This is a genomic window from Paenarthrobacter sp. E2MeOHC11 (assembly GCF_058744955.1).
This window is the reverse complement of sequence record NZ_CP196673.1, coordinates 636832-661742: the sequence shown is the minus strand read 5'-3', so window position 1 is coordinate 661742 and position 24911 is coordinate 636832. Positions and strand designations below refer to the sequence as shown.

The 24911-nt window shown below is 64.6% G+C and carries 19 protein-coding genes and 1 tRNA gene; 15 read left to right on the top strand and 5 right to left on the bottom strand.

All coding sequences use genetic code 11. The features are described 5' to 3' along the window. The first annotated feature begins 158 nt into the window (after nucleotides 1-158). The 5 genes from ACSSVG_RS02895 to ACSSVG_RS02875 all read left to right on the top strand — a co-directional run bounded on the left by ACSSVG_RS02895 (nucleotide 159) and on the right by ACSSVG_RS02875 (nucleotide 6255). The gene (locus ACSSVG_RS02895; RefSeq protein WP_492417179.1) at nucleotides 159-1046 is read left to right on the top strand and encodes a TatD family hydrolase; all 888 of its coding nucleotides are present in this window, start codon (nucleotides 159-161) and stop codon (nucleotides 1044-1046) included. A gap of 292 nt (nucleotides 1047-1338) precedes the next feature. After that, nucleotides 1339-2490: a resuscitation-promoting factor gene (locus ACSSVG_RS02890; RefSeq protein ID WP_159697867.1), complete on the top strand. Its 1152-nt coding sequence runs from the start codon at nucleotides 1339-1341 to the stop codon at nucleotides 2488-2490. 26 nt (nucleotides 2491-2516) lie between these two features. Then, nucleotides 2517-3398 carry a 16S rRNA (adenine(1518)-N(6)/adenine(1519)-N(6))-dimethyltransferase RsmA gene (rsmA, locus tag ACSSVG_RS02885; RefSeq protein WP_231338715.1) on the top strand — a complete coding sequence of 294 codons (882 nt, stop codon included), beginning with the start codon at nucleotides 2517-2519 and terminating at the stop codon, nucleotides 3396-3398. After that, nucleotides 3395-4387, top strand: coding sequence for a 4-(cytidine 5'-diphospho)-2-C-methyl-D-erythritol kinase (locus tag ACSSVG_RS02880; RefSeq protein WP_231338714.1), 993 nt, complete (start codon nucleotides 3395-3397; stop codon nucleotides 4385-4387). Before rsmA ends, ACSSVG_RS02880 begins: the two co-directional genes overlap by 4 nt. Before the next feature lie 35 nt (nucleotides 4388-4422). After that, on the top strand, nucleotides 4423-6255 hold the full coding sequence (locus ACSSVG_RS02875) for an ABC-F family ATP-binding cassette domain-containing protein (protein WP_253467286.1): 1833 nt from the start codon (nucleotides 4423-4425) through the stop codon (nucleotides 6253-6255). A 124-nt stretch (nucleotides 6256-6379) separates the two neighbouring features. On the opposite strand, the gene ACSSVG_RS02870 is transcribed toward ACSSVG_RS02875, so the two are convergent. Together ACSSVG_RS02870 and ACSSVG_RS02865 are read right to left on the bottom strand one after the other, a co-directional pair. Beyond that, nucleotides 6380-6781: a VOC family protein gene (locus ACSSVG_RS02870; RefSeq protein ID WP_253467289.1), complete on the bottom strand. Its 402-nt coding sequence runs from the start codon at nucleotides 6779-6781 to the stop codon at nucleotides 6380-6382. A 264-nt stretch (nucleotides 6782-7045) separates the two neighbouring features. Continuing rightward, a complete protein-coding gene (locus ACSSVG_RS02865; RefSeq protein WP_231338743.1) occupies nucleotides 7046-7645 on the bottom strand; it encodes a TetR/AcrR family transcriptional regulator in 600 nt (199 codons plus the stop codon). Between the two features lie 288 nt (nucleotides 7646-7933). Between ACSSVG_RS02865 and ACSSVG_RS02860 the strand changes: the two genes are divergently transcribed. The 10 genes from ACSSVG_RS02860 to sufU all read left to right on the top strand — a co-directional run bounded on the left by ACSSVG_RS02860 (nucleotide 7934) and on the right by sufU (nucleotide 22678). After that, nucleotides 7934-8005: transfer RNA gene (locus tag ACSSVG_RS02860), tRNA-Gln, on the top strand. A 120-nt stretch (nucleotides 8006-8125) separates the two neighbouring features. After that, a complete protein-coding gene (gene glmU, locus ACSSVG_RS02855; RefSeq protein ID WP_492417175.1) occupies nucleotides 8126-9619 on the top strand; it encodes a bifunctional UDP-N-acetylglucosamine diphosphorylase/glucosamine-1-phosphate N-acetyltransferase GlmU in 1494 nt (497 codons plus the stop codon). Nucleotides 9620-9621: 2 nt separating this feature from the next. After that, nucleotides 9622-10602, top strand: coding sequence for a ribose-phosphate diphosphokinase (locus tag ACSSVG_RS02850; RefSeq protein ID WP_011774071.1), 981 nt, complete (start codon nucleotides 9622-9624; stop codon nucleotides 10600-10602). A gap of 319 nt (nucleotides 10603-10921) precedes the next feature. After that, entirely contained in the window at nucleotides 10922-11494 is a 573-nt protein-coding gene (locus ACSSVG_RS02845) for a 50S ribosomal protein L25/general stress protein Ctc (protein ID WP_231338710.1), read from the top strand. Between the two features lie 139 nt (nucleotides 11495-11633). Further along, nucleotides 11634-12218 carry an aminoacyl-tRNA hydrolase gene (pth, locus tag ACSSVG_RS02840; RefSeq protein ID WP_231338709.1) on the top strand — a complete coding sequence of 195 codons (585 nt, stop codon included), beginning with the start codon at nucleotides 11634-11636 and terminating at the stop codon, nucleotides 12216-12218. A 141-nt stretch (nucleotides 12219-12359) separates the two neighbouring features. Continuing rightward, complete coding sequence (locus tag ACSSVG_RS02835; protein ID WP_231338708.1) at nucleotides 12360-15092, top strand: helix-turn-helix transcriptional regulator; 2733 nt, start codon at nucleotides 12360-12362, stop codon at nucleotides 15090-15092. 35 nt (nucleotides 15093-15127) lie between these two features. Further along, nucleotides 15128-17788 carry an AAA family ATPase gene (locus ACSSVG_RS02830; protein ID WP_492417172.1) on the top strand — a complete coding sequence of 887 codons (2661 nt, stop codon included), beginning with the start codon at nucleotides 15128-15130 and terminating at the stop codon, nucleotides 17786-17788. A 472-nt stretch (nucleotides 17789-18260) separates the two neighbouring features. Beyond that, nucleotides 18261-20723 carry an ATP-binding protein gene (locus tag ACSSVG_RS02825; RefSeq protein WP_492417170.1) on the top strand — a complete coding sequence of 821 codons (2463 nt, stop codon included), beginning with the start codon at nucleotides 18261-18263 and terminating at the stop codon, nucleotides 20721-20723. Between the two features lie 88 nt (nucleotides 20724-20811). Then, nucleotides 20812-22137 (top strand): cysteine desulfurase, encoded by a 1326-nt coding sequence (locus ACSSVG_RS02820; protein ID WP_492417168.1) that lies wholly within the window; start codon nucleotides 20812-20814, stop codon nucleotides 22135-22137. An 88-nt stretch (nucleotides 22138-22225) separates the two neighbouring features. Next, on the top strand, nucleotides 22226-22678 hold the full coding sequence (sufU, locus tag ACSSVG_RS02815) for a Fe-S cluster assembly sulfur transfer protein SufU (protein WP_253467302.1): 453 nt from the start codon (nucleotides 22226-22228) through the stop codon (nucleotides 22676-22678). A gap of 21 nt (nucleotides 22679-22699) precedes the next feature. Here sufU and nhaA read toward each other — a convergent pair whose 3' ends face one another. The 3 genes from nhaA to ACSSVG_RS02800 all read right to left on the bottom strand — a co-directional run bounded on the left by nhaA (nucleotide 22700) and on the right by ACSSVG_RS02800 (nucleotide 24890). Next, nucleotides 22700-24043: a Na+/H+ antiporter NhaA gene (gene nhaA / locus ACSSVG_RS02810; RefSeq protein ID WP_492419122.1), complete on the bottom strand. Its 1344-nt coding sequence runs from the start codon at nucleotides 24041-24043 to the stop codon at nucleotides 22700-22702. Nucleotides 24044-24169: 126 nt separating this feature from the next. After that, a complete protein-coding gene (locus tag ACSSVG_RS02805; RefSeq protein WP_089594213.1) occupies nucleotides 24170-24391 on the bottom strand; it encodes an SCO4848 family membrane protein in 222 nt (73 codons plus the stop codon). 1 nt (nucleotide 24392) lies between these two features. Beyond that, entirely contained in the window at nucleotides 24393-24890 is a 498-nt protein-coding gene (locus tag ACSSVG_RS02800; RefSeq protein WP_231338701.1) for a DUF2505 domain-containing protein, read from the bottom strand. Nucleotides 24891-24911 lie beyond the last annotated feature (21 nt).

Here is a 24911-nt window from a genome sequence, read left to right as displayed (position 1 = left end):
CCGCTGCATCAGCAATCTGTTGTGCTGTTGCTGACCGTCTGTCCGTTCCAGACTACCCAGTCATTGGCCGCCGCTGACATAGTGCTCAGGAATTTATGTGCCGAGTGGAATTTATCGCCGTTGCCTCAGGAGGACCACGGTCCGATTAAGGTGGGAGCATGTGCAATTCCCTCGCTCCTGCTCCGTACCGCGCGTCCTCCGACGACACAGATTCCCGCAGGGAGTACCCGCCGGCACCGGAGCCGCTGCCCGTTCCCGTCATGGACAACCACACGCATCTGGACTTCAGGAACGGACTGATCGAGGTTTCCGTCAGGGACGCCATGGACGCGGCCCAGTCCGTGGGTGTGCAAGGAGCAATACAGGTTGGCTGCGACCTGGAGTCATCCCGCTTCACGGTGGAAGCTGTGGACGCGGACCCGCGCCTGCTCGGCGCCGTCGCGATCCACCCCAACGATGCTCCCGTTTATGCCGGGCGCGGTGAACTGGAGTCGGCGCTCGCCGAGATAGAGGAGCTGGCATCCCATCCGCGGATCCGTGCGATCGGCGAGACAGGACTGGATTTCTTCAGGACGCACGGGGACGGGCTGGTGCACCAGCGGCACTCCTTCCGGCGCCACATCGACATCGCGAAACGGCTCGGACTGACCCTGCAGATCCACGACCGCGACGCCCACGACGACGTTGTTCAGGTGCTGCAGGAAGAAGGGGCGCCCGACCGGGTGGTGTTCCACTGCTTCTCGGGCGACGAAGAACTGGCCCGGATCTGCAACACGAACGGTTGGTACATGTCCTTTGCCGGCACCATGACGTTCAAGAACGCAGGGAACCTCCGCTCGGCGCTGGCCATCGCCGAGCCCAGCCGGATCCTGGTGGAAACGGATTCGCCGTTCCTGACACCCCACCCGCACCGGGGACGCCCGAACGCGAGCTACATGGTGCCGTACACCGTCCGCTCCATGGCGGAAGTGACAGGAGATGACCTGTCCGAACTGTGTTCGCGCCTGGCGGAAAATACGCTCCAGGCCTACGGTTCGTGGGCCTGAGGCCTCGTCCAGGGAGCCCTCAGGGCGTCTGGTGCATGAATACCCGGTATGCAGAAGTCTTGGTTGCTTTATAACAGATCGGTTACTGTGTTAAACAAGTAGCCGGGGTCGGGGAAGGCCTTCGGACAGCTGGGCCGGTTGATTCCGGACTTAATCAGTTGAATGTATGTGGCGGCGCAGATGCCGGCAGCAAGAGTGGGACCAGGCTTTGCGCCTGGCCCCTCCGTTTTGCGGCTGGCATTATTTCTGTGCTTTTCCCCGTGCCCGGATGGTCTGAGAGTTATGGGCAATCGTGATCAAGTTCTTCACAACGGATGGCAAGTTCAGCTTCCTCAAAGTAGGCGCCCAGTTGCTGGTAGTTGCGGCGCTGGTGGTTGGTGTTGTGGCCTTCGTGGGCAACAACAAGACCGTCACCCTCAACGTCGACGGCAAAGTGAGCTCCATCCAGACCTTTGGCGGCACCGTAGACCAGGTGGTCAAGGCAGCCAAGGTTGAATTGAAGGACGCAGACCGGGTCTCACCCGCTCTGGACGCCAGTGTGGACAACGGCACCGTGGTGAACATCAACCTCGCCAAGGCCGTGTCCATTGAACTGGACGGCGCCCGCAAGACCGTGAACACGAACGCCCCCGACGTCGCCGCGCTGGTCAGCGAACTCGGAGTGGCCAGTTCCTCGGAAATCTCCCAACCAAAGGAAGCGTCACTGGAAGTCAGCGGCTCCTTCGTTTCCATCTCCACTCCCAAGACCATCAGCGTTGTGGCTGACGGCAAGGACACCAGCACCACCACGACGGCGGCCGATGTCGCCACCGTGCTCAAGGACACCGGCATCACCGTCGGCGCCAACGACCGCATCTCCCAACCTGGCAACGCGCCCATCGTCCAGGACATGGTGATCAAGGTCTCCCGCGTGGACACCAGCAAGACAGCCGAAGCCACTGAGGAAGTGCCCTTCGAAAGCGTGAAGACTGAAACTGCCGAACTGTTCAAGGGCGAGGAAAAGGTCACCCAGGCAGGTGTCGCCGGCTCCTTGGTCAAGACGTTCAAGCTGGTCCTCGTCGACGGACGCGAAGCCTCAAGGGCCCTCGTATCAAGCAACGTCACTACCAAGCCCGTCGCCGAGAAAGTCAGCGTTGGCACCAAGGCACGCCCCGTGGCGACTCCCGCCAAGGCGGCGGCAACCTCCAGCGGCCCCACCGGAGCTCCGAACGAGGCCATGTGGGACAGGATTGCCCAGTGTGAGTCCGGTGGAAACTGGTCCATCAACAGCGGTAACGGCTACTACGGCGGCCTGCAGTTCTCCAGCCCCACGTGGCTTGCCAACGGTGGCGGAGCCTACGCCCCCAACGCCAGCCTGGCCAGCAAGGCACAGCAGATCGACATCGCCAACCGCCTCTACGCCAAGAACGGCCTCCGCGACTGGGGCTGCGCGCACGCAGCCTGACCCCGCACAGGCGATACGATACCTAGGTGACTGAACCGAATTCCGAACCCGCCGCCGTCGCGCCCCTGCTGGGCGCCACAGACATCCGACGGCTTGCCGAGGAAATCGGTGTACGCCCCACGAAGACCTTGGGGCAGAACTTTGTGATCGACGGCAACACCATCCGCAGGATTGTGGCCGCCGCCAACATCGACTCCGACGAAACCGTTCTGGAGGTGGGGCCGGGATTGGGCTCACTGACGCTGGGTCTGCTTGACGCCGCCAAGAACGTCGTGGCTGTGGAGATCGACCCCGTGCTGGCCGGCAAGCTGCCGGAGACCGTGCGTGCTTGGCGGCCCGGGGCGGAGGACAATTTCCACCTGGTGCTGTCCGATGCCATGAAGGTCACCGAACTGCCCGTTCCACCCACCGCGTTGGTGGCCAACCTGCCCTACAACGTCGCCGTTCCCGTGGTCCTGCACCTGTTGCAACATTTCCCGAGCCTGCAGCACGGCCTGGTCATGGTGCAGGACGAGGTGGCTGACCGCCTGGCCGCAACACCCGGGTCCAAGATCTACGGTGTTCCGTCCGTGAAGGCCGCTTGGTACGGCCACATGCGCAAGGCCGGTGTCATCGGCATGAACGTGTTCTGGCCTGCACCCAAGATCCACTCGGGACTCGTGGCGTTCACCCGCCACGATCCGCCCCAAACGCATGCAACCCGCGAGCAGGTCTTTGCCGTCATCGATGCCGCGTTCGCCCAACGCCGGAAGACCCTCCGCGCCGCCCTCGCCGGGTGGGCCGGAAGCGCGGCCGAGGCTGAGCGGTGCCTGGTGGCGGCAGGTGTGGACCCGACGGCCCGCGGCGAGGTCCTGGACATCTCCGCTTACGTCAAGATCGCCGAAGCCCGCCACCCCGTGGACGCATGAATCCGGGCACCCGCAAACCAAGCAGCCTCCCGTTTGTGGGGGACCGCTTCCATGCCCGGACAGTTCGCGTCAAAGCCCCCGGAAAAGTCAACGTCTCACTGAGCGTCGGCCCGCTGCGGCCGGACGGCTACCATTCGGTGGCCAGTGTTTACCTTGCGGTTTCCCTGTATGAGGAAGTGGCCGCTACCAGCACCGAGGCTGAGGGGATTACCGTCAGCATCAGCCCGGAAAGCACGCTTGACCTCGACGGCGTTGACATCCCGCTGGATGAGCGCAACCTTGCCTACAAGGCCGCGGCCATCATGGCGGAAATGTCCGAGAAGCCAACGGGCGTTCACCTTGAAATCACCAAGCGTGTGCCTGTTGCCGGCGGTATGGGCGGTGGCTCCGCCGACGCCGCGGCCACGCTGTTGGCCTGCGACGCATTGTGGAACAGCGGCCTCTCCCGCGAGGAACTCGCGCACCTGGCGGCCGAGTTGGGCGCAGACGTGCCTTTTTCGCTCCTGGGAGGCACCGCCGTCGGGCTCGGCGTTGGCGACAAACTCTCTCCGGCCCTGGCCAAAGCGCAGATGGACTGGGTGCTGGTCTTCGCGGACTATGGCCTCTCGACGCCGGACGTGTTCCGCACCCTTGACGGACTCCGGGACTCCGAAGGCGCCGAGATCGCGGAACCCGTGGACGTGGATCCCACCATTCTCCAGGCGCTCCGCCACGGCGATCCCGAGACCCTCAGCCGGGTGCTCATCAACGATCTCCAGCGCGCGTCCATAGCCTTGGCGCCGCAACTCCGCGACACCATCGGACTGGGCGAAGCGCGCGGTGCGCTGGCCGGCATGGTGTCCGGTTCCGGTCCGACCATCGCCTTGCTTGCACGGGACTCAGTCTCTGCCAGCGTCCTCGCCGAAGAACTAACCCACCGGGGCCACACCGCGGTGGCTGTCCACGGACCTGTGCACGGCGCCCGGATCATCTCCGATACCCTCCTTTAGTACCCCCGCATTCCAGCAGTAGAAAGTAGTACCCATTGGCCCACCTGCTTGGCGGCGAAAACCTCACCGTTTCGTTCGCGACCCGCACTGTCCTCGACGGCGTCACCCTCGGTTTGGAGGATGGCGACCGTATTGGCATGGTGGGCCGCAACGGCGACGGTAAATCGACCCTCATGCGCCTGCTCGCTTTGCGCTCGACGCCGGACTCGGGCCGTGTCACCAAACGCGGTGACGTCAACGTCGGCTACCTGGACCAGGGTGACGTGCTCGACGGCGACCTGACGGTGGGGGCTGCAATCGTCGGTGACCGCGCGGACCACGAATGGGCCGCAAACGCCAAGATCCGCGAAGTGATGGGCGGACTGGTGGGCGACGTCGACTGGCACGCCAACGTCCATGCCCTGTCCGGCGGCCAGAAGCGCCGCGTTGCGCTGGCCAAGCTCCTCATCGAGGACCACGACGTCATCATGCTGGACGAACCCACCAACCACCTCGACGTCGAAGGCGTCGCCTGGCTCGCCCGGCACCTGAAGACACGCTGGCGCGCCAACCAGGGTGCCTTCCTGGTGGTCACCCACGACCGATGGTTCCTCGACGAAGTCTGCAACTACACCTGGGAAGTCCACGACGCCATGGTGGACATGTTCGACGGCGGATACGCCGCCTACGTTCTGGCGCGCGCCGAGCGCGACCGCACGGCCGCCGTCGTCGAAAATAAACGCCAGCAGCTCGTCAAGAAGGAACTTGCCTGGCTGAGGCGCGGCGCCCCCGCCCGAACCGCCAAGCCGAAATTCCGCATCGAAGCAGCCAACGACCTCATCGCCGACGTGCCCGATCCCCGCGACTCCGTGGCACTCAGCAAGATGGCCACTGCCCGCTTGGGCAAGGATGTGCTGGACCTCGAAAACGTGACGCTCGACTTCGAGGGTGGCGAGAGCGGCCAGAAGCTGTTCAACAACATCACCCTCCGTCTCGCACCGGGCGAACGGCTCGGGCTGGTGGGCGTCAACGGCGCCGGCAAATCCACGCTGCTGAAACTGCTGAACGGCGAAATTCAGCCGACCTCGGGCAAGGTCAAGCGCGGCAAGACCGTCGTCACCGCCGTGCTGACCCAGGACGTCAAAGAGCTCGACGACGTCTCCGACCTGCGCGTCATCGAGGTCATCGAACGCGAAAAGCGGTCCTTCAGCGTGGGCGGCAAGGAATTCACTGCCGGTCAGCTGGTTGAACAGCTTGGGTTCACCAAGGAAAAGCAGTGGACGCCGGTCAGCGACCTCTCCGGTGGCGAGCGACGCCGGCTCCAACTCCTGCGCCTGCTGGTAGGAGAGCCCAACGTGCTCATGCTCGACGAACCCACCAACGACCTCGATACCGACACCCTTGCCGCCGTCGAGGACGTCCTGGACGGTTGGCCCGGGACCTTGGTGGTGGTCAGCCACGACCGCTACCTGCTGGAACGCGTCACCGACAACCAAATGGCGTTGCTGGGCGACGGGAAACTCCGCGGCTTGCCGGGCGGAGTGGACCAATACCTCGAGCTGCGCGAGGCCGCACTTGCCTCCGGCGCCGTTGGCGGGGGCTCCGGTGCGCCAACTTCTGCCAGCGGAGCTTCCTCGTCCGCTGCCGCCCCTTCAGGTGCCAGCGAAGCCGAAAAGCGTGAAGCCCGGAAGGACCTCAACAGGGTCGACCGCCAACTCGGCAAGATCGCGCAGCAGGAGGAGAAGCTCCACACCCAAATGGCGGCGAAATCCGAATCCGGCGACTTCGACGCGCTGGGCGAGCTCAACGCCAAGCTTCGGGAGTTGCTTGACGAGAAAGAGGGCCTCGAGCTCGAATGGCTGGAGGCTGCCGAAATCCTCGGCGAGTAGGGGGCGTAGGCCGACGCCCCGACCGCCGAGGCGACAACCCCGTCTCACCTTTTGCGGTGGTGGGCTGGACGCTCTCTCATCTTTTGTGGTGGTGGGCTGGGCGCTCTCTCACCTTCTGTCGGTTTTAGGCAGCTGGTTCATATCCGATGAGCCAATGCAGGCCGTGGCGGTCCACCACTTGGCCGTCGGATGCACCCCAGGGCTTTGGTGACAGTGGGTCCAGGATCCGACCGCCGTCGGCGAGTTTGTCGAACCAATGGTGAAGAACGTCGGGTTCTGCCGCTCCCAGCAGTGAGAGCATGGCGCCTTCCATGCGGACGGTTTTGTCGCCTGTCGCAGCGTCAGATCCACTCAGTGAGACCACTCCGCTGAGGACGCCATGGGCGATGGCATCCGAGGGGCCATCGGTGCGGCTGAAGTCCTCAAACGTGTACAAGGAAAGCTCCCCGCCGAAGATCTCCGCGTAGAAGCTGAGGGCTTCACGCGCTGTGCCGGGAAAGGTGACGTAGAGCTGGGGTGCTGACATGAGCACATCCTACAAAGCAGACCCTCCGACCTTGCAATGACGCGTCACCAATCCGGCTTCCCAGGCGAGGAAAGAAGTACCCCGCGTCCAGGGGCTCAGGTGAGAGGGGGATGCCCAAAAACCCGCGGGCGGTGAGAGGGGGATGCCCAAAAACCGGTAGGCGGTGAGAGGGGGATGCCCAAAAACCCGCAGGCGGTGAGAGGGCGTCGAGGCGAGGAACGGGCCAGCACACGGAGGATGGCTGGTGCAGCGTCGGGAGGGGAATCAGCCCTCTGAACGCAGTCCGGGCTCCTTCTGCAGCCCGGTCAGGCCGTTCCAGGCCAGGTTCACCAGGTGCGCGGCGACGGCCCGCTTGTCCGGTGTGCGGCTGTCGAGCCACCACTGGCCGGTCATCGCCACCATGCCGACCAGCATCTGTGCGTACATGGCGCCGTCGGCTGCACTGAAACCCCGGCGTGCGAATTCATCGGAGAGCAGGTGTTCCACCCGGGCTGTTACGTGGGAGAGCAACGTGGAGAAGGCGCCCTCGGGTTGTGAGGGCGGGGCGTCGCGCATGAGGATCCGGAAGCCGTCGGTGCGGTCTTCGATGTAGCCAAGGAGGGCCAGTGCTGCGCGTTCAACCAGGACCCGGGGCTTGGCTTCGGTGCTGAGGGCCTCGGTGATGGAGTCCAGCAGAATCCGGAATTCTGTCTCCACGACCCGCCGGTACAAGCCTTCCTTGGAGCCGAAGTGCTCGTAGATGACGGGCTTGGAAACGCCAGCGTTGGCAGCGATTTCCTCGATGGTGGTGCCGTCCAGGCCACGGGCTGCGAAGAGGGCGCGGCCGATGCCGATGAGCTGGGATTTGCGCTGCTGGCCGGTCATCCTGACACGGACTGCGGGACCGGTGGCACCATGCTCCAGGGGTTCGGCGGTGTCCGCGGGACGGGGAAGTTCAGTGCGCTTGCTCACGTGACCATCATGCCTTACCGGCCCGCCGCCCCCGGTGGAAACAGGGTCATGGAGGGGTCCCGGAGTGCGCCAGTGAATGGGTGGCGGGCGGTCAAGTCGCGAAGCACGCAATGGTCATGGCAAACTAGATTCTTGTGTGTGCATCCCGGTAGCCCGGGAAACCGTCAGACCCTGCGGTCTGGTGGTGTGAATCATGCACGGTCCGCTCTGGTGTAATGGCAGCACCCCGGCCTTTGGAGCCGTGGAGTATAGGTTCGAATCCTATGGGCGGAACGGTCGGAAAATGCGCTCCTCTCTGTACCTGGAACGGCTCAAACGGTGCCTGGGTCCATTGGGATGGCAGCATTCCGAAGCCGGGTTACCCGGGACATACCGAGCAAGGAGAGCCAGTACGTGAGCCCCGAATCCACCGGTCCCGCAGCGGTCATAGTTTTGGCCGCAGGCGCTGGAACGCGCATGAAGTCCCGGACCCCCAAGATTCTCCACGAAATTGGCGGACGCTCCATGGTGGGCCACGCTCTCCTGGCAGCCCGTTCCATCACTCCACTGAAGCTGGCACTTGTTGTCCGCCACGAGCGTGACCGCGTGGCTGAGCACGTCACCACGCTGGATCCCGCGGCGCTGATTGTCGACCAGGACGATGTTCCCGGCACTGGCCGCGCGGTTGAGGTTGCCCTCAAGGCCCTCGACGCCGAGGCTGAACTTACCGGCACCGTGGTTGTCACGTACGGCGATGTCCCCCTGCTGACCGGCGAATTGCTCGCAGAGCTCGTAACCACCCATGAGGCTGAGGGCAATGCCGTCACCGTCCTCACCGCAGTACTGGATGACGCCACCGGTTATGGCCGGATCCTTCGCGCGGAAGACGGCACCGTCACGGGCATCCGCGAACACAAAGACGCAAGCGAGACTGAGCGCAGCATCCGCGAGGTCAACTCCGGCATCTACGCCTTCGACGCCGCGGTCTTGCGTACGGCCCTCTCGAAGGTCACCACGGACAACGCCCAGGGCGAGATGTACCTGACGGACGTCCTCGGGTTGGCGCGCGACGCCGGCGGCCGGGTTGCCGCCGTCGTCACCGAAGACCGCTGGCAGGTTGAGGGTGCCAACGACCGCATCCAGTTGTCGGCGCTTGTTGCCGAGCACAACCGACGCATCATCGAGTCCTGGATGCGCGCAGGCGTGACCGTGGTGGATCCCACCACCACCTGGATCGACTCCACCGTGACGCTCGACGAAGACGTCCGCTTGCTGCCCAACACCCAACTGCACGGTTCCACTACTGTGGCGAGGGACGCCGTCGTGGGTCCTGACACGACGCTGACGGACGTCAACGTAGGCGAGGGCGCGAAGGTGACCCGGACGCACGGATCGGGTTCCACGATTGGTGCCAAAGCGAGCGTCGGACCGTTCACGTACCTCCGCCCAGGCACGGTGCTGGGGGAGACCGGCAAGATCGGTGCATTCTACGAAACCAAGAACGTGACCATCGGCCGCGGCTCGAAACTGTCCCACCTGGGCTACGCGGGCGACGCCGAAATCGGCGAAGACACCAACATCGGTTGCGGCAACATCACTGCCAACTACGACGGCGAGAAGAAGCACCGCACGGTGATCGGCTCGGGCGTGCGCACCGGTTCCAACACGGTCTTCGTGGCTCCCGTGTCCGTCGGCGATGGCGCCTACAGCGGCGCAGGAGCCATCATCCGCAAGGACGTTCCCGCAGGTGCGCTCGCCCTCAGCCTGGCCGCACAGCGGAACGCCGAAGGTTGGGTCATAGCCAACCGCCCGGGCACAGCCTCTGCCAATCTGGCCGAAGCCGCCCAGGAACTGGCCTCCGCCTCCACATCCTCACAATCCCCGGCAACCATAGAAGAGGGCAAATAGGCATGAGCGAAATTACCGCACACGGAGAGAAGAAGTTGATTCTCGCCGCCGGAAGGGCGCATCCGGAGCTGGCGCAGGAAATCGCGAAGGAGCTGGAGACCGAGCTCCTGCCCATCGACGCCTACGACTTCGCCAATGGGGAAATCTACGTCCGTTCGGCCGAGAGCGTGCGAGGCACTGATGCCTTCGTCATCCAGGCCCACCCGGCCCCGCTGAACAACTGGCTCATGGAGCAGTTGATCATGATCGATTCCCTCAAGCGCGCCTCGGCCAAGAGGATCACGGTTGTTTCGCCGTTCTACCCGTACTCCCGCCAGGACAAGAAGGGCCGCGGCCGCGAGCCGATCTCCGCCCGCCTGGTTGCCGACCTCTACAAGACTGCCGGCGCGGACCGCATCATGTCCGTGGACCTGCACACCTCGCAGATCCAGGGCTTCTTCGACGGCCCCGTTGACCACCTGATGGCCATCCCGCTGCTGGCTGACTACATCCGCACCAAGGTCGAGGCCGACAACATCACTGTTGTTTCCCCGGACACCGGACGTGTCCGCGTTGCCGAGCAGTGGGCCGAGCGCCTGGGCGGTGCCCCGCTGGCGTTCGTGCACAAGAGCCGCGACCTCACGGTTCCCAACCAGGCCGTCTCCAAGACGGTTGTTGGCCAGGTTGAAGGCCGCACCTGCGTTCTGATCGACGACATGATCGACACCGGTGGAACCATCTCCGGCGCTGTCCAGGTCCTGAAGAACGCCGGTGCCAAGGACGTCATCATCGCCTGCACGCACGCTGTCTTCTCCGACCCCGCCGCGCAGCGCCTGGCCGATTCCGGCGCCCGCGAAGTGGTGGTCACCAACACGCTGCCCATCCCGGCTGAGAAGCGCTTCCCGTCATTGACGGTGTTGTCGATCGCACCGCTGATTGCACGCGCCATCCGTGAAGTGTTCGACGACGGTTCGGTCACCAGCCTGTTCGACGGCAAGGCATAACGCCGGACTGCTGAAAGTACGGGGGCCACCTGCCGCCTCACGGCGTCGGGTGGCCCTTTTCTTTGCCCGTTTTCAGTTCCGACGCGTTCCGCTGCTAAACTCTTGGGGATACCTTGGCGAGGGAGAGCACATCCGGTCCGCGTTTGATGGACCAGGGTTGCGGGTCTCCGTTATCGACTGGGTCTGCATCTCCTTCAACACAGGCGGAACGGCTGCTCGGCGGCCGCCCTCAGCCGGGCGTAGAAGGTCTCCAGACCTCCGCCCTTGCTGATAGACCAGCCCGGATATTTTCGGGCGCCACAGTAATCAAGGAGTACACATGTCTGAGCAGAAGCTCACCGCAGAACTGCGCACCGAATTCGGCAAGGGTTTCGCCCGCCGTGCACGCATGGCCGGCCAGATCCCGGCTGTTATCTACGGCCACGGCGCAGAGCCGATCCACATCAACCTGCCGGGCCGCGCCACCACGCTGGCAGTCCGCGTTTCCAACGCCCTCCTGGCGATCGACGTCGACGGCGAGCAGCACCTGACGCTCGTCAAGGACATCCAGCGCGATCCCGTAAAGCAGATCATCGAGCACGTTGACCTCCAGACCGTGAAGGCCGGCGAGAAGGTTACCGTCGACATCGCCATCCACGTTTCCGGTGAAGTTGCTCCGGGTGCTGTTGCCAGCCTCGAAGCCACCACGGTTTCCCTCGAGGCCGAGGCAACCCACGTTCCCACCGCCGTCGAGGTCAGCATCGAAGGCCTCAAGGCCGGCGAGAGCATCCACGCTTCGGACCTCGTCCTGCCGAAGGGTTCCACCCTGCTCACCGAAGGTGACACCCTGGTGGTCCGCATCGCTGAGACCGCTTCCGAAGCTGAAGAAGAAGCAGCACCGGCTGCCGAGTAGTCTTCTGACTGCTTGAGGCTTATGCCGTGGAGTGGCCGGGTACCTTCGGGTCCCGGCCACTTTCTTTTGGCCCTTGCCGGTAGTCCCTGGCTGGCCGCCTGTCCCCGCTGATAAAACCAACGTTCCCTAGGATGAGACCATGAGTGACACCTGGCTGATTGTCGGCCTCGGCAACCCCGGCAGTGAGTACAGCAACAACCGGCACAATGTGGGCCAGATGGTGCTGGATGAGCTCGCGTCCCGCATGGGTGGGAAGTTCAAGGTCCATAAGGCCCGCGCCCAGGTGGTGGAGGGCCGATTGGGCATCGGTGGCCCTCGCGTGGTCCTGGCCAAGCCCATGACTTACATGAACACGTCCGGGGGACCCGTAGCGGGGCTGTGCAACTTCTTCGACATCGCACCGGACCACGTCATAGCGGTCCACGATGAAATCGACATCCCTTTTAACACAGTCAAGCTAAAACTGGGCGGCGGTGAGGGCGGGCACAACGGCCTGCGGGACATCTCAAAAGCCCTCGCCACCAAGGACTATTTGCGCGTTCGCGTAGGGGTGGGGCGGCCGCCAGGGCGGATGGAGACCGCTGATTACGTGCTCCGGGATTTCGCCACCGCAGAAAAGAAGGAACTGCCATTCCTGCTTGACGAGGCGGCCGACGCCGTAGAGTTGCTCATGGACCAGGGCCTGCTGTCGGCGCAGCAGAAACACCACCCCGCGAAATCTTGAGCAAATCTTGAGGAAAGCCTGATGAAAGCCTGACGGTCCCGAGGACCCTAAGGCCTACAAAGTGTCGGCGCCCGAAGGTAGTGTGCATGGTACGCAGGTAAGCGGTGGGGGACTGTCGCGGATGTGTAGCGAAGGATGCGAATGTCGGCGGAGTTGCTAAACAAGGGCGGGGGAGGCGCAGCAAGGGCTGCGGCTCCCGATCTTGTGGGCGGACCAACCGACAGGCAAACGTGGTCACTCCTGGCCCGGAGCCATGATCTGTCAAAGGCCGGCAAATACCTTGAGTCACCTGATTCCTATGGAGTAGTGCTCACGGGCCAGCGGGGAATCGGCAAATCCGGGCTTGCCCGCGCTGTTGTTTCTTCGCTGGGGCCCAAGGTCCACAGCCTCCAATTGCGCAACACCGTAGCCAACGGCCAAACCCCGTACGGATGCCTGGGGTTCCTGTTGGCCCGGCTGCCGTCCGAAGCCGTAAGTTCCCCTACCGGGATCCTGCACGCAGTGACCAGCCTGATCAGGACAGAGGCCGCGGGCCGGGACACGGTTCTCATCGTGGACAACGCCGGTGGCATGGACCCCATGAGTACGGGCGTGCTGTTGAACCTCATGGCCACGGGTACCGCAAAGGTCGTTGCCACGGTCCAGCGCGCCAGCGACCTCCCTGCTGACTTCCACCGCCTGGTCCTTGAAGGTGAGCTGGGCGAAGTCCACCTCAACACCTTGAGCGAGGAACAGACCAAGCAAGTGCTGGGCTCTGTGCTGGGGCACTACGTATCCTCGACTTTGGTGGGCTCGCTGCATTCGGCTGTTGGCGGTAACCCGATGCTCCTCCACGCCCTCCTCGAAGAGCAGAGGCATACCGGCAATCTGGTCCTGAACGATTCCGTGTGGACGCTCAGGGACCGGATCAAGCTCGAGGGCGCAACGGTTGTTGAGGACTTTGTCCGCTCCAGGCTGGCGCGCGAAACGCAGGCCAGCAGGACCGTCGTCGAAATCCTGGCCTGTGCGCAGCGCGCCACCCTCATGGACCTGGCAGCCATCTTCGGGACAGAGGTCCTGGTGGAGATGGAGGAATCCGGGCTGCTCACCGTTGAGCGGTGCGGTGACCATTGGGTCTCCCTCCGCGATCCCTACGTTGGCGAGGTAGTCCGCGGCTGGTTGAGCACCCGCCGCAGGCGTGAATTACGCCTGATGCTGCACGGCCCCCAAGAGCCTGAGTTGCAGGGGTTGGCGGCGCAGGATCTCCTCAGCTACGCCGCGTGGATGCATTCGTGCGAGGACGAGCCAATGCCCTCGCCGGCGCATGCCCTCGCGGCCGGGCGTGCGGCGCTGGATGACTACGACCCCAATTTCGCCATCCAGTGCACGCTGTCACTGGGCCCGAAAGATGTGGAGTGGGTACCCGGGCAACGACTGAAGGCCGCGGCATATCTCATGCTGGACCTGCCGTTGCATGCTGCACAGGCGTTGGATGAGGTGTCCGAGTCCCATCTCGCTGCCCTGGATCCACTGGAATTCGCGGAGATTACGGCAGCAAAATGCCAGGCCATGACATGGATTGATGGGCGTTCGGGCATGGTGCCGGGAGTTGTTTCCGATGGGCTTGAGACCCTTGAAACCATGGCGGAGGCCTATCCGGCAGAGACGCTGGCCAAGGCGCGCAACCGCCTCCACCTGTGCAGCTACGAATACAACTCCTACATGGGCGAGTACGCCGCCATGATCGACGACCTGGAAGGGGAACTGGCCAAGGACCCGGACGCGGACCGCGAGCACTGGCTGAGGTCCTCCTTCTTCCTGATTGAGGCCCGTTGCATTCTTGGCCGGGAGCTTGAGGCGCAGGAACTCGCCAGGACCGTGTCACGGAATCTCGGTGACACAGACCGTCCAGCCCAGCTGGAGGAGGCCTTCGCCAGGCACGCCTTCCTGGTGCTGTTGTTGTCGGGGCAGTGGCGGCAGTGCATCGAACTCATACGGCGCACGCCATCGAGGTCATCACGGCTCCAGTACCGGGGTGCGCTGACTGAACTGGGCATCGGCCTCGCGTACGCCTACGCGGGCAAGCCTGCCAGCGCCATCGAACCGCTGCGGTCCGCCGTTGCCCAGCTTGAACTCCGTCCGGCCATGAACATGAACAAGGTAGCGTACGCTGCTACCGCTTTTGCCTACGCCCAAGTGGGCAATTCAGTGGAGGCCGGGCGGTATTTGGACCTCTACAGGACGTGCAGGGGAGTGGGGACATTCTTCTCCGAATCCGTTGCTGGGTTCTGCTCGGAAATGGCGGGGCGTTGGATGGGGGATCCCGAGGTCAAGCAGCGGCTCCTGGCGCGGGTGCGCAACGACATCGATAAGCAGCGGTTGACGACCGCCGGCATTTACCTCTTTGGTGCCACAGTTGAAGGGACCGACGACGAGTACCGGCTGCTCGAAGACATTGCCGGGCGTCGCCAAGGGCCCCTCGCCGAGATTTCGGGGAACCTCGCCCGAGGCGCCCTGGCCAGGAGCTCCCGGTCCCTCCTGGCCGCCGCGGATGCTGCCGCAACGCTGGACCTGCTGGTGGTTGAGGCCCGGTGTGTGGCCATGGCATTGGACTTTGCCCGGGACGCCGGCGAGACAACAGCGGCCCGGACAGCCCAACTGAGGCTGGAGCGCCTGGAACATTCCGTGTCAACATTGCCGATCCAACCGCGCAGCGACGCGCCGGTACTGACCGAGCGGGAACGCCAAATTGCTAAACTCGCCGGGAAGGGTGTCAGCAACCGTGAAATCGCGATGGATATTGGGGTGTCTGTGCGAACTGTCGAGGGCCATTTGTACCAAGTGTTTACCAAGCTCGGTGTGTCGTCTCGAGGCGAGCTCAATGGACTCCTATGAGGCCGGGTGCCCAGTAGTTTCAGTTCGGGTTGCCCATGCAGGCTGAGCACCTTGTAGGCCGGGACGCCGAACTGGACCTGGCCACCGGGATATTGCGCCAGGAAGGCGCAGGGGCTGTGCTCCTGGTAGCGGATCCCGGTATCGGCAAGACTGCCTTGGCAGCCGAAATCGCGGCCCGTCTGGCAGGGGAAATGGTGGTAATGCGGGTCCATGGGAGTCCCGCCTTGTCTGCTGTGCCCTACGGTGTCCTGGCGCCCTACCTGATGGACCTCCCGGTTGAGCAGGCCACCTCCCCTGTTGCGATCCTGCGCGAGTTCTGGTCACAGTTCGAAAAGCGGCGCGGTGGCGAAGGCGCCCGCCTGCTGCTCATCGTGGACGATGCACACGACCTCGACGAAGGCAGCACCCAGATCCTGGCCGAATTGGTGACGGCAGGATGGGCACGGCTGGTGGCAACCAGCAGGCCGCGGCCCGGTTTGCCGGCAGCCTTGCTCCAGCTCTGGTATGACGGCCTTGCCGAGCGGCTGGAACTGCATCCCCTTGACCAGGAAAGCGTCACTGAGCTGGCGGAGAAGACCCTTGGTGGAACGGTCATGGCCAGTGCCGCGGACGTCCTGCACTCCGTTTCCGAGGGTAACCCCCTGCTTCTGCGCTGCCTCCTGGACGACTCAAGGGCCGACGGAAACCTGGTGCGCAGGAATGGAGTCTGGTTCCTGACTCATGCCCTCTCAGGCAACGGCGAAGGACTGGCCGAGGTGGTGAGGAACAGGGTCCTGCGGACCAGCGAGGCCGAACGGGAAGCGATGTATGTCATTGCGTTGTCCGAGCCCGTCCCTGCCGCTGTCCTGGACACACAAGTGGGCAGGGAAACCGTGAGGTCGTTGATGGACAGCCGGTTGGTCCTGTCCACCAACGGGCCGGGCAGCCCGCTCAAGATGTGGCACCCCATGTACAGTGAGGCGCTGCGCCAGATCGTTTCGCCCGCTCGAAGCCTCCAGATCCGGCAGCGCATGGTCCAACACTTGCTCGCGGAACCGCCCACCGCCGAGGGCTTGCTGCGTTTGGTGAGCTGGGCGCTGGACTGCGGCGCCGACGTCGAGGATGAACAACTGCTGCAGGCAGCGTTCCTGGCCGCGAAGCTGCTCCAGAATCCCTTGGCGCTGGCCGCCGCCGGCAAAGTCAGCTCCGAGGTGCTGCGCCCGCGTGCCCGGGCCGTTATGGCCATGGTCAACTACAACGACGGCGACTTCAGCAGTACCGTACGGTTGCTGGAAGAAGACTTGGGTTTCCTGGACGCGGATCCGTCCGGACCGGTGGGCACAGGTCTGCTGTGGGCAGCTGCCCGGGCGGCGAATGGAGACTCGTCCGCGGACATTGTTGCCGACGCACGGGCCGCCGCCGCCACCCTGATCAAGGGCCGTCCGGCGTCGGACCCGATGGTTGGGCTGGTGGGGCGGCATGCCCGCGCCCTGGAATTGGCGGCCTTGGCCCATGATGGGCACTACGGAGAACTCCGCGAGGGCCTGGAGCGGTTTGCTGAAGTGCTCGGAACCGATGAACCGGATTTCGTGATGAACCGGGTTTTCCTGCTGGCCATGCAGTGTGAGCTGCTGACGGTCGAGGGCCGGGCCGCAGAGGCGCTGGAAGCCGGCCGTGAGGCCCTGGCGCTTCTGGACGCACCCTCGGATGAGCTCCTGTACTTCAGCGACTTCGTCCTGGCCCGCTACACCCTCGCAGCCTTGGAAGCGGGCGATTGGGGGGCTGCCGGGAGTGCGCTTGACCGCTATTCGGCCAGTTCGGCCTTGGGACTCATTGTTTTTGGTGGCGATATTCAGACCCTCAAAGGATTGTCGCTGCTGCGCCAAGGCCGCTTGGAACAGGCCACGGAGCTGCTGGCGCCCGCCGTCGAGGCGCTCCGGATCAACGACCCCCAAAGGCTGCAGGGCCTGGGCGGTGCCTTGGCGTTCTACGCGGCGGCCAAGTCCGGCGACACCGCACTTGCAGCGCGCTTGGCAGGTGAGCAGGACGAAGCCGCGGTTGGCGGAGCCTATGTAGGGGCCCTTTCGGAGCTGTTCATCCTCGCCGGTCAGGAACTGCTGGCAAAAGGCTCAGGGTTGGACAAACTGCGGAAGCTGCCCGAATCCGGGCCGCTGCATCGATGGCCCGGAGTTTTGCTGCAGAATCTTGTCCTCCGGGCAGAGCTCGGTGATATGCCGGCCATGGAGTCAGTCATGGAGACGGCGTCGTCCATGTCCGGTGCGTGGGCAGCAGGATGGCAGTCGATGGCGGCAGCACATCTGGGCGGTGAGGGCCAGGGCTTCGTCAACGCGGGCAACCTCCTGGCCGCCGCCGGTATGCCCGGCCCTGCCGCAGTGGCGTTCGACAAGGCTGCCCTGTCGTTCGACGCTGAAGGCAAACGCCCGGAGGCACGGCAGGCAGCGGTGCTGCGTGACGTGAGCGAAGCCAGCCTTGGCGACGCACTGGTCCATGACCCGAGTGCCGAAGCAGACCGTTCCGTGCCGTTGACGCGCCGGGAGCAGGACATCGTGGCATTGGCCGTTTCAGGACTGACGGACCGCCAGATTGCCGAGAAGCTGATGGTCTCGGTGCGCACCGTCGAAGGCCACCTTTACCGCAGCTACGCCAAGCTGGGTATCCGACGGCGCGAAGATCTCGGGGCGGCCGTCCGTCACTGACGGTGCCGCCCTTTGAGTACCCATAAAACCCGCAATGGGCCACTTGCGCCCCTGTCTGCGCGGAATTTAGCCAATCAATGGAGTAACGCGCGGGTGTTTGGCGTCCAAACCAAGTAGTGCCCTGTTGGGCGACTGAGTACAACAAGGTACCGGGCCGGAAAAAGCCGCGGAGTAATCGAGTACCAACTACTGGTGTACGGCAGTCGCCACCACGGCAGGATTGTTCTTGGAAGAACGGTTCAGCCCCAAGCATCACCGGGATTCCGAAAGTCGCATCATCCGCATCGGTGGTCTCTTTGAGCCGATGCACCGGCCATCGAAAGATGGTCCGGCCCTGGACGAAGCCGGCGGCGACAGAGTCTTCTGAGACCGAGACTCTCCCCCCAGCCGCCGCCGGCTTCTAGGCCAGGTAGCCCGCACTTCGCGGAAACCAAACCTCCCGGACCATGGGACTGCTGCTATTGGAGTGCGCATGCTGCCGGATCCCTGGCTGGACGAAGACACCGTCACAGTCGGGCTGAGGCCATCAGCATTCCCGGACCGGACGCGGCTCCTCGATATCATCCTTTCCGCAGTACCGTCATCCTCCATCAGCGGCATCGTGGTGGTGGGAGACCGAGGATCCGGAAAGAGCCACCTGTTGCTCTCCGTCAAAGCGGGGCTCCCCGACTCCATGGACGTCAGAAGCTTTGCAGGCAAGCCAGAGCTCAAAACCACCAGTTACGGAGCCTTGGGCGCGGCCCCTGCGGAGGAAGGCGACGGGGCAGCACTACCAGGACTTCACGTACTCAGGGCCCTCACCAGCACCCTTGGCGCTGCCGGGTATCTGTACACCCCAACGCTTGGCCGACGCCGGAACAAGCGCCAGTCGCAACCGGAACGTCCTCCGTTGGTATTGCTGGTAGACGACATCCACTACGTGGATCCGGCCTCGCTGGCTGTCCTGCTGCAGCTCATCCCCGGCTTCGGGGCAACGTTGGTGGCAACCGCGGACAGTCGCCGGCCCCTTCCGCCGGACCTCTACCAACTGTGGGAAGACGGCTTCCTGGAGCAGTATTTTCTTCCACCCTTTACTTTCTCGGAGGCACACGTGGTGTGCGAGGCCGTCCTGGGCGGCAGGGTCCAACGCCGCGCCAGCAGTCTTCTCGCTGCCATGAGCGGCTTCAACGTGGGCCTGCTTGGATTGGCAATCAACGATGCCCGCCACGCAGGGCTTCTTATGCGGAAGGACGGCTTCTGGACCATCGACGTCCGGGTCCATTGCCACTGGCCCGCTGTCGTTGCGCAGGTGCAGGCCGAAAACGCTGCCCGCCCACCTGAGGAACGGCATGCGCTGGAACTCATCGCGCTCGCAGAGCCCGTGGCGCTGGACGTCGTGGAACACCACTTCGGCCGGAAGGCAGTGGAGGATCTCCTGGACAACCACCACATCAGGTTGCTCCCCGGACGGCCACCGCTGGTCCGGACGAGTTCCTGGCTGCGTGGGGAGGGCACCCGCCTGTCTGTGCCGCGCCCCAGGAGCCTTGCACTCCGGCTGGGTGTTGAGGAGCCGCAACTTACGCGGGAATCGGCGCCCACCATGCTGCGCTGGATGAACTGGACCTTGGACTGCGGCCTCACACTCTCTGATGAGCTCCTCCTGGCTGCCGCCCCGGCCGCGGACAGGCCATCCACCGCAGAGCTTGCGCTGCGGGCCGCCGCGGCTGTGACAGAGCCCGGCCGGCAGGACGAGGCAAGGCTGCTCAGGGCACGGGCACTGGTGGCCGAAGGCCATATCGGCGAAGCGGCGCCGGAACTTCGGGAATTGGCAGCAAAGGCCGGGTCCGCCACCGTAAAGACCGATGCCGCGAACCGACTCGTGGCGCTGGAACTCCTGGGCGCTGTTTCCGATGAACCGGCAACTGGTGCTCCGGAGCAAGTTACCACAAGGGACACCGGGCTGGAGCAGGTGCCCCAAGGGGTGTCCGGGCTGGTGCTTGAAAACGTCCGGGAAGCCGAGCGCCTGCTGCAATCCGGAGCTGCCCCGGAGGCATTGGAGAGGTCCACAGCGGCAATGGCGGCCGTGGAAGCGGACGTGGGCTTGGAAATGTTCCGGCCAGGGGTGCTGCTCCGGCATGTGGTGTGCCTGCGGAACAACCTTGCGTGGGGGCAGGTGGACTCGCTCCTGGAATGCCCTTCCGCGTTCGTGCTCCCTAAGTATTTGGCCGTGTGCCTGGAGGTGGCCCGCGGATACGCCGAACTCAGCCAAGGGCTTCCGCGTGCGGCGCGGGGAACCCTGGAACCGGTGCTTGCGGAACTGTCCGACGCCGGCCTGCCGCCGGTACTCGCCCTGGCCGCAGCCATGCTGGCCTACTCGGAGGCGCTCTGCGGCAACCCGGACCTTGCCATGGAACGGGTGAAGCAGAGCCTGGCCGCACTCTCACGCGTGTCCCGGGGGCCCTCGGACCTCTTGCCTGAGCTCAGCACCATGTACTTGGCAGCGGCGCAGGACCAGGTGTCGGGCAAGCCAAGCCACCTGATGGCGCTGGCCGGACAACTTCACGCCCAAGGCAGTACGTTGATGGAAGCGGAGGCAGTGTCCCTCCTGACGCTCAACGCAAGCAGCGCCGCCGTCGACGATCTTGTGATCCAGCGCCGCCTGGCGGGGTTGGCTGCGGACATTCACGGCGCGGGCGGAGCAGCCCTGGGAACGTATGCCTCCGCACTGCTGGACAACGACCCCAAGACGCTCGAGTCGGCAGGGCGGAGCTTGTCCGCAGACCGGCAGTTTGCGCATGCAGCCATCTGCTATTCGCGGGCGGCCAGCGGATATGAAGCAAGAACCCGGAGCGCGGCGAGCCGGCGGGCCGCGGTACTCGTTGAGCGGCTGCGCGGTGCGTTCGACAGCGAAGCGGTTCCGCCGCTGGGCTGGGTGCCCGGGAGGGCAGGCGGCTGACGTGCTGTACGGCACACCTTCGGCACCGCACGCCAGGGGTCTCCGTGGGATAATGGGGAGTCCCTGAAGGATTTCCAAGGAGCGCCCCTTGACTGCCGTATCAACCCCCGCCTCTCTGCAGCGGTCCGTGCATGCCATGGACAACGCGGAGGTGTTGCGGATCCGGAACGACTTCCCGGTGCTGGACCAGCTGGTCAACGGCAAGCCCCTGATCTACCTCGATTCCGGCGCCACGTCGCAGAACCCGCTCAGCGTCATCGAGGCCGAGCAGGAGTACTACGAGCAACGCAATGCAGCCGTTCACCGCGGCGCGCACCACCTCGCCGTGGAAGCCACGGAGGTCTTCGAGGACGCACGCCAGACCGTCGCGGACTTCGTCGGCGCCCGGTACGAGGAAACCGTGTGGACCTCCAACGCCACCGAAGGCCTCAACCTGATCAGTTATGCCTTGTCCAACGCTGCTCTCTGGGCAGCGCAGGGGAGGGGCGGTTCGGCGTTGAAGGACCTGGCCATCGGACCGGGCGACGAGATCGTGGTCACCGAGATGGAACACCACGCCAACCTCATCCCCTGGCAGGAACTCGCCTTCAGGACAGGAGCCACGCTCAAGTTCATCCCCGTTACGGACGAAGGGACCCTGCGGCTCGACGCCGCCGCTGACATCGTGGGGGAGCGGACCAGGCTCCTGGCCTTCACCCATGCGTCGAACGTCCTGGGCACCATCAACCCGGTGGCGGAGTTGGTGGCCCTCGCCCGCCGGGTTGGAGCCCTGGTTGTGTTGGACGCGTGCCAGTCCGTGCCGCACATGGCAGTTGACGTCAAGGAACTGGACGTCGATTTCGCCGTGTTCTCGGGGCACAAAATGTTGGCGCCCACCGGGGTTGGCGTGCTTTACGGAAAGCGGGAACTCCTTGATGTCCTGCCGCCGTTCCTGACGGGCGGCTCCATGATCACCACTGTCACCATGGAGCGGGCGGAGTACCTGCCGGCACCCCAGCGGTTCGAGGCCGGCACCCAGCGCATCTCCCAGGCCGTGGCGCTCGCGGCCGCCGTGAACTACCTCACGGAGACCGGGATCGACCGCATCCATGCGTGGGAAGCAACGCTGGGACAGCGACTGGTAACGGGACTGGAGGGCATTGACGGCATCCGTGTCGTCGGTCCAGCCTCCGGGTCCGAGCGGATCGGTTTGGCGGCGTTTGACGTCGCCGGTGTCCACGCCCACGACGTCGGCCAGTTCCTGGACGACCGCGGCATCGCCGTTCGCGTCGGTCACCACTGCGCCCAACCCCTCCACCGCCGCTTGGGGCTGACGGCAACGACGCGAGCGAGTACTTACCTCTACAACACAACGGACGACGTCGACGCTTTCCTCGACGCTGTTTCCGGGGTCCGGGCCTACTTCCAGGCCTGACAAACGGCACAGGCCTTGTTGGCCGGAACGCCGTCAATCCACGATTTCGCCAGAACAGGCATCAACCACCGAACAGGCAACAACCACCATGAGTCTTGACCAGCTGTACCAGCAGATCATCCTGGACCACTCCAAGCAGCGTCACGGCAGCGGCCTGGCAGAAACGGCCGCCCCCGCCGGGGCATCCACCGGCCAATCGCACCAACTGAACCCTGTGTGCGGGGACGAAGTGACCCTGCGGCTCGCCGTTGCGGACGGAACAGTCCAGCAGATCAGCTGGGACGGTGCCGGCTGCTCCATCTCCATGGCGTCGGCCTCGGTGCTCAGCGAACTGGGTGAGGGCATGTCAGTGGAGGAACTGCACGCAGTGATCGAGAACTTCCGCGAGGTCCTCCGGTCGCGTGGCAAAGTCCAGGCGGATCCGGAGATCCTTGGCGATGCCGCCGCGTTCGAAGGTGTTGCCCGGTACGCGGCGCGCGTGAAGTGCGCCATGATCTCCTGGGTTGCCGCGGAAGACGCCCTGAACCAGGCCACCGCCTAGCCCTTCCGAAGCACCCGCGCGTCAGGCGCGGGCAAAGACGTCCGGTACGCCGTCGCCGTCGTCGTCCCGTTCTTCCTCCGCCTGCACCTGGCGGTAGCGCCGGTTGCGGGCCCTCAGCACGACGGCGGCCAGCAGCGCCGCTATCAGGGAGCCTGCCAGGATGGCCACCTTGGCGTGGTCATTGTGTGCCGAACCGGTGCCGAAGCTCAGCTCGCCGATCAGTAGCGAGACGGTGAACCCGATGCCGGCCAGGAGGGCCAGCCCGAAGAGGTCGATCCAGGCAATGCTGGAGTCGAGGCTTGCCCGGGTGGTCTTGGTGACCAGGAACGTGGTGCCGAAGACGCCAACGGCCTTGCCCACCACCAACGCCGCCACAATGCCGACGGCCACGGGATCCGAGAGGGCTGCGCCCATGCCATCGAGTCCGCCCAAGGCCACGCCGGCTGAGAAGAACGCAAAGACAGGTACGGCAAACCCTGCCGAGAACGGGCGCAGGCGGTGTTCGAAGTGCTCTGCCAGGCCCTCGGAAGGCTCTCCCTTTTTGCCGCTTGCCAGGACGGGCACGGCGAAGCCCAGCAGCACCCCGGCCACGGTGGCGTGGATGCCGGAGGCGTGGACGAAGCCCCAGGTAGCCAAGGCGAGGGGGACGAGCAAGTACCAGCTGCGGATCCGTTTTTGGACCAGGAAGGTGAAGAGGGCGAGCGGAACCAAGGCCGCCAACAGCATCAAGGGCTGGAGGCCCGTGGAGTAGAAGAAAGCGATAATGCCGATGGCGATGAGGTCGTCCACCACGGCGAGAGTCAGCAGGAAGGTCCGCAGGGCAGCGGGCAGGTGCGTGTTGATGACGGCCAGCACGGCAAGGGCGAAGGCGATGTCAGTGGCCGTGGGAATGGCCCAGCCCTTGAGCGTTTCGGGGGATCCCAGGTTGAACAGGACGAAGATCAACGCCGGAACCACGACGCCGCCGACGGCCGCGGCCACCGGGACCACTGCCCGGGCCGGTTTGCGGAGTTCGCCGGCAACGAATTCGCGCTTGAGCTCAAGGCCGGCGAGGAAGAAGAAGACCGCCAACAGGCCGTCCGAGGCCCAATGGCCAAGGCTGAGTTCAAGATGCAAGGGTTCGTAGCCGATCTTGACGTCGCGGAGCGCGAAGTAGCCATCTGCTGCGGGCGAGTTGGCCCAGATCAGGGCGACGACGGTGGCCGCCAGGAGGAGTGCGCCGCCCACGGTTTCCGTGCGGAGAATGGAGAGGATCCGGCGGTACTCGGGGTACGTGGAGCGGGAGAAGACTTTGCTGGAGCTGCTGGTATCGGGCGAAGGAGGGAGTTGCTGGGCCACGGGGGGCTCCTCACGGTGGGCGGGCATCACGAAGACATCGCCGACCAGACTTCCCGGCACACCATTGTCCATCTTACCCAACTGGGTAGCAGCACATGCTCCAATAGGGGCTCAGTGGAGCGTTTACTGCTACTCAGTTGGGTAAGGCGAGGGTCAGGCGACGAGGCCCGCAATCCCGATGGCCGCCGTCGCAAGGCCGAGCACCATGGAGATGGTGACCAGCACGACGTGGACCGTGAGGAACTTCGTGGCCTTGCCTGCGGCGTCGCGGGCGCGGGGGTCCTTCATGACACGCTTCAGGAACTGCGGCCACACAACCAGGGACCAGACTCCGGCAACGATCAGGACGACCGCAAGGATCGCGGGGATCTCCACGCTAGTGGCTTTCGAGCCAGGCCTGGGCCTGCTGCGACTGGATGTTCAAGGCCTTGCCCACCATGGGCTCCGCGGCGTCGGCGATCTTGCCACCGAGGAACGGGACCGAGGAGGACACGTTGCCTTCGAGCTCGATGCGGGTGTTGCTGCCATCGGCCACGAGGCGCTGAACGGCCGTGACGTCGAGGGGAGCACCCGAGATCTTGAGGGCGATGTTGCTGGCGCGCGAGCCGTCGGCGGCAGGGGCTTCCCACTGCTCGGTCTGGGTGACCTTCAGGGTTTCGCCAACGAACTTGCGGGCAATGTCCGGCAGCCGCGTGGTGGGGAGGGTACGGACGGTGGTGGTGGTGAAAGCACCGGCGGTGTCGCCGTCGATCGTGAACGATTCCAGGGAGCCGCCCACCAGTTCGCTCGTGTGACGCAGGAATTCCTCGTCGACAAATACGGCAGCTACGCGGTCAACGCTGTGCGGCAGGGTGGTGGATGCGCTCAGGGCCATGGGTCCTCCGTGGATGATGGT